The sequence below is a fragment of the Gilliamella sp. Choc6-1 genome, from assembly GCF_001690385.1.
Lineage (GTDB): Bacteria > Pseudomonadota > Gammaproteobacteria > Enterobacterales > Orbaceae > Gilliamella > Gilliamella apicola_A.
Genome location: NZ_LZHI01000030.1, coordinates 1 through 5,574, shown reverse-complemented (window position 1 = coordinate 5,574; position 5,574 = coordinate 1). Strand labels below are relative to the sequence as shown.

Below are 5,574 nucleotides of genomic sequence, written 5' to 3'. Positions count from 1 at the left end.
ACTAATTCTACTATTGACCAATGACAATTACATGAAAATATATTAGTATTCTGTCTTATTATTTTATCTACATTAATATTATCAATGCCATCAAAATATTTACCTTCTAACTTAAAATATAATTCATGAAAATGGTAGTCACTAACTTTTTCTTCTATTATTTTAAACCCATGATTCAAAAAAATATTAACTAATATACTAATTGGTTCACAGACCTTAATATCTTCTACTTCCATAATTTTTAAAATAAATCAATTGTATTTCCCACTGGCTTTAAAACATCACTAAAATTATCAACAAAATATTGTACGGCTCCACCATCTCCTAAATGAGGATTAGCCTTAACTATAGAAGTAGCTACATCTGTATCCTTTAGTACTTCATATGCTTGAACTTTCGATCTGTAACCAAATACATCATGTGCCTTAACTTGAGAACTTTTCCATAAGGCTTCTTTTGAACCTTTTGCAGCTTCTAGACTTGCTTTAGATAAATAAAATTCTGACTGTCCAGGAACCCCTCCATAAATAATATCACCTTTTTTTAGCTTTCCTACTACCCAGTCGTCGATACCTGGATAATCTCCCTGACCTTGCCACTTAGACGCCTTCTTTACTAATTCATCTAAAGAACACTCACTAAGCCCGAACACATCAACCATCGTATTCGAATCATGCACATACGCATAAAAATTCGGGTTATTTCCTTCAAGTTTTATGGGATCTTGGCTTATATATAAGCCGCTTTCAGGATTATAATATTGGAACCGATTATAATAAAGCCCCGTTTCAACATCCTCATACTGCCCTAATTGCCTGAACGGAATAAACGGCTGATTGTTAAAGGTATCTTCCCGTATTCTGCCATAGATGTCAAACTCCACCTGCCAAACCAGTTCTCCTTTGTCATCATAGGCCTGCGCGGGGCGGCCCAAATAGTCCGATACAATTGAGTAGGACTTGCCATCGCATAGCTTTGCGGTGGGGACTAAACTTCCTTCTTCATAAACCCAAATGATTTATAAATTTTTTATTTGAGTTTTTCATGGTTTTTTATAAGCTTTTTATAATATTGAATAATATACAATAATTCATTTGTTAAACTATTAGTATAATCCCAAGAATCAATAATAAAATACTGTATTTTATCGCCTGCAGGTAAATCAATATATTGATCTGATAAAATATTATTTTTCACATTATCTAAATATTTATTAATAACACATTTCTGATTTTCACTTATTTTAATATCATTATCTAAAATACTCTCTTTTATATTTTCTATTTTTAATAATAAGTTTTTCATTCTTTAAATCTTAATTAATGTCAAATAATGCAGTATCGGGCGAATCTAAAATGTATTTTTGAACTTTCCCACCAGGTAAACCTAAACCTTGTGAAGAAGCCCTACCTTCAAAAATAGTTGTACCTTCTTTAATTTTAAATTGACTAATATAAGTCATTTCGTTCCAATCCATTTTTACCGCTAATTCACTTCTAGTAGCTGGAAAAGTTTCAAATAAGTATCTACCCTTCGGCCATGCGTTTTTTCCATTATCATGATACCTTAAACCAAATTCATTAGCTGTAGCTTTTCTGATGATTATATTTTCACTTTCAAATGATTGTAAGACCTGTTTTCTTATATTTCTAGGTAGTCCTAACTCTTTCATCATATTAGACGCCTCTTTCACTCCTTTGTAAGGATCGGGCATCTTATCCATCCCACACTCACTCAACCCGAACACATCCACCATCGTATTCGAATCAAACGTATACGCATAAAAATTCGGGTTGTTACCTGCTAACCCTATCGGGTCTTGGCTTATATAAGTTCCTGTATTACTGTCGTAATACCTAAACCGATTATAATAAAGCCCCGTTTCTACATCCTCATACTGCCCTAGTTGCCTGAACGGAATAAACGGCTTATTGTTTAAGGTATCTTCCCGTATTCTGCCATAGATGTCAAAATCCACCTGCCAAACCAGTTCTCCTTTATCATCATAGGCCTGCGCGGGGCGGCCCAAATAGTCCGATACAATCGAGTAGGACTTGCCTTCGCATAGCTTTGCGGTGGGGACTAAACTTCCTTCTTCATAAACCCAAGTGGTCAGGTTTTCGACCGGTTCGGGTTGGTCCAAAATAAGCATTCCCAGCTCGTCAGTAATAACCTTAGGACGCCGTGCACGCTCATAATGCCATTCATGTAATAAAACATTTCCATCCCAAAGATAGCGATAAATCTTGGTGTGGACAATTTTCGCTGTTCTTCTTCCTAATGCGTCGTATTCAAAGCGAATCCATTCTCCTTGTGGATTGCGCACCGCTTTGAGCATGCCGTTTCCTTGCCACTGATATTCCCAATCACCCGACTGCCATTGTGGCGGGTCAGCATTTTCCAGCGTTCTGTTTTTTCGTATTTGGTCGTATTGTTTGAGCTCAGACTTAGAATATCGCCGTATTTCGGCCTTGCGGTCAAATTCATTGTCATCTAAATCTTCTATCCAGAACCCTTTTTGAGTGGTGGGAGAGTCAAGAGCAAAAGGAGAATTTTTTAACCGGGTGTGGGCAGAGGTGGGAGGGAGGGCCACTTTACGAGAGGTTTTTAAGATAAGATTTCCCGATGGGTCGTAAATGTAATTCCACTTTTTATCCTTTAAAATTTTACCCGATGCGCCGTATACGGTGTCGGATTGATGCGGATCGGAATAGAGGTTTCCCACTTCGTCGGGAAGTTTGTAGTCATAACTGCCGTCTTGGTAACAAGCACTGGCCAAACTTCCGAAGGAATCATAGGTAAATTCAGTTTTACCCTTGGTTAATCCGTTGAGGATGCTTTTAAGTTGATGTCCCGGGCTCCAGTTATATTGTCGATTATAAGTTTCTTTACTGCCTTGATACACTTGATGGGAAATAATCCGTCCCTGTTTGTCGTAAGCGGTGGTAAGTTTGATACGCCCGTTGAGCTGTTTTTCCATTTCTTGCCCGAGCCCGTTACGAGTTATTTGAGCTTTCCATTGGGTGTTAGTTTCTTCCGCTTCTATGTCGGCGGTAAGAGTAAGCAAATTTCCTTGATCATCAAAAGTATTGCGTATGTATGCCCCCGGTGAGCTTTTCAGTTGCGTTCGAAAGCCCTTATCATCGTAGGTGCTGCTAACCTGCTGTCCCTTATCTCCCGGTAAACCGCTGCTTTGTATTTCTTCAATAACACGTCCGGCCGGGTCTCTTAGCAGTTTTACGCAATTATCTTGATTGCGGGCTTCTACAAGTTGTCCGTTTTTATTGTATTCGAACGTTTCCCAAGTTCCATCCGAATATTCTTGCCGAATGATGTTTCCTTTAAGATCGTATTCGTATAAAGCCCAAGTTCCTCCGCTTTTGTTACTTTTAATGACTTTTCCCGCTCGGTCTCGTATATAATCGGTAGCCATGCGGTCAAAAGCAATTTCACGGTTGATATCGCCCCTGGGATTTCTAAAGAATTGGTAGATTTCATTTTTTGCGTTTCGAACTTTAACTCTTAGATAAACTCAACGCTTAAATAAAAAAGCCAACTTTTTTAGGTTGGCTTTTGGGTTTTATTTTGAATATATTTTGTGGAAAATTAATTTTTTTGAATATACTTTTTCTTTTTTAAGTATACACTTGGATCGGCTACACTAATTCATACAACTTTTTTAAGGGGTAAGGTAAACTTATCACAACTAAAAAAGGAACAAATATGAATAAGATTAAACGCAAAAGACGAACATTCACAGATGATTTTAAACACCAAATGGTCAGTCTTTATCAACATGGTAAATCACGTAGTGAAATCGTTGCAGAATATGATTTGACGCCATCAGCATTGGACCGTTGGATAACGCAATCAAGCCAAAGTGGCTCATTTAAAACAAAAGATAATCGCAGTCCACAAGAACAAGAGCTAATCGCGTTGCGTAAAGAGCTTAAACAGCTGCGTATGGAAAACGATATTCTAAAGCAAGCAGCACTGATAATAGGGCGAAAATCGCTATCCTAAAAGCAAATCGACATCGTTATAGCATAACAAAGCTATGTCAATATTTAGGATTATCAAGATATTATGCTTATTATCAGTGTAAATTGAATAGACAAAAATCAGTAGGGCTTTATGCCAATAAAATCGTGACGCTATTTAATCAGAGCTATCAGTCTTATGGTACAAGACGAATTCGTTTTGATTTACAAAAAGAGAATATTTGGGTGTCACGCCGTTACATTGCTCGGGTGATGAAAGCCTTATTGCTGGTATCAAAATACACCGTTAAACGTTATCAATCTCACAATACGGAAGTGAATGAAACCGCCACAGAAAATCACCTGCAACGACAATTTGATGTAGGTGATAAAAAACAAATTGTTGTTGCGGATTTAACCTATATTCAAGTTAAGCAACGTTGGAACTATTTATGTGTTTTAGTGAACTTATCCGATAGGCAGATTGTCGGTTACCATGTTGGCCAACATAAAACAGCAGAGCTTGTTATGTCGGCATTAAGCCAAATTAAAATGCCATTATCGAAATTAGATTTATTTCATTCAGACCGAGGTAAAGAGTTTGATAATCGGTTATTAGCGGATTGTTTTAAGACATTTAATATCACGCATTCATTAAGCAAGAAAGGATGTCCTTATGATAATGCGGTAGCGGAAGCGACATTTAAAACAATTAAAACGGAATTTGTAAAAGGCCAACGTTTTAACTCAACGGCTGAGTTACAACGCGCTTTTTCGGCTTATGCTTATTGGTATAATCATAAACGATTACATTCTTCGTTAGGCTACTTGCCTCCCGTTGAATTTAAAAAACACTTACCCCTTAATTTTTTTGTTTGAAAATGTGTTGCCATTCCAACTAATTCTACTATTGACCAATGACAATTACATGAAAATATATTAGTATTCTGTCTTATTATTTTATCTACATTAATATTATCAATGCCATCAAAATATTTACCTTCTAACTTAAAATATAATTCATGAAAATGGTAGTCACTAACTTTTTCTTCTATTATTTTAAACCCATGATTCAAAAAAATATTAACTAATATACTAATTGGTTCACAGACCTTAATATCTTCTACTTCCATAATTTTTAAAATAAATCAATTGTATTTCCCACTGGCTTTAAAACATCACTAAAATTATCAACAAAATATTGTACGGCTCCACCATCTCCTAAATGAGGATTAGCCTTAACTATAGAAGTAGCTACATCTGTATCCTTTAGTACTTCATATGCTTGAACTTTCGATCTGTAACCAAATACATCATGTGCCTTAACTTGAGAACTTTTCCATAAGGCTTCTTTTGAACCTTTTGCAGCTTCTAGACTTGCTTTAGATAAATAAAATTCTGACTGTCCAGGAACCCCTCCATAAATAATATCACCTTTTTTTAGCTTTCCTACTACCCAGTCGTCGATACCTGGATAATCTCCCTGACCTTGCCACTTAGACGCCTTCTTTACTAATTCATCTAAAGAACACTCACTAAGCCCGAACACATCAACCATCGTATTCGAATCATGCACATACGCATAAAAATTCGG

Annotated in this window: 6 protein-coding genes and 1 pseudogene; 2 read left to right on the top strand and 5 right to left on the bottom strand. The window is 36.5% G+C overall.

Going from position 1 to position 5,574, the window contains the following annotated elements:
• The 4 genes from A9G36_RS10270 to A9G36_RS10395 form a co-directional block, all read right to left on the bottom strand.
• The coding region (locus tag A9G36_RS10270) for an AraC family transcriptional regulator (RefSeq protein WP_065585214.1) at nt 1–236 on the bottom strand (236 nt) is incomplete at its 3' end.
• Between the two features lie 5 nt (nt 237–241).
• The gene (locus tag A9G36_RS04375) at nt 242–934 is read right to left on the bottom strand and encodes an RHS repeat domain-containing protein (protein ID WP_065585451.1); all 693 of its coding nucleotides are present in this window, start codon (nt 932–934) and stop codon (nt 242–244) included.
• 95 nt (nt 935–1,029) lie between these two features.
• Entirely contained in the window at nt 1,030–1,305 is a 276-nt protein-coding gene (locus tag A9G36_RS04370; RefSeq protein WP_034947390.1) for a hypothetical protein, read from the bottom strand.
• A 10-nt stretch (nt 1,306–1,315) separates the two neighbouring features.
• Nucleotides 1,316–3,433, bottom strand: a complete 2,118-nt coding sequence (locus A9G36_RS10395) for an RHS repeat-associated core domain-containing protein (protein WP_065585450.1) — start codon at nt 3,431–3,433, stop codon at nt 1,316–1,318.
• A gap of 290 nt (nt 3,434–3,723) precedes the next feature.
• Between A9G36_RS10395 and A9G36_RS04360 the strand changes: the two genes are divergently transcribed.
• Nucleotides 3,724–4,023: a transposase gene (locus tag A9G36_RS04360; RefSeq protein WP_065585449.1), complete on the top strand. Its 300-nt coding sequence runs from the start codon at nt 3,724–3,726 to the stop codon at nt 4,021–4,023.
• Entirely contained in the window at nt 4,011–4,859 is an 849-nt protein-coding gene (locus A9G36_RS04355; RefSeq protein ID WP_141670619.1) for an IS3 family transposase, read from the top strand. The genes A9G36_RS04360 and A9G36_RS04355 overlap by 13 nt, the downstream gene beginning before the upstream one ends.
• A 259-nt stretch (nt 4,860–5,118) precedes the next feature.
• Here A9G36_RS04355 and A9G36_RS04345 read toward each other — a convergent pair.
• Nucleotides 5,119–5,574 (bottom strand): annotated as a pseudogene (locus tag A9G36_RS04345) (hypothetical protein); the annotation flags it as partial.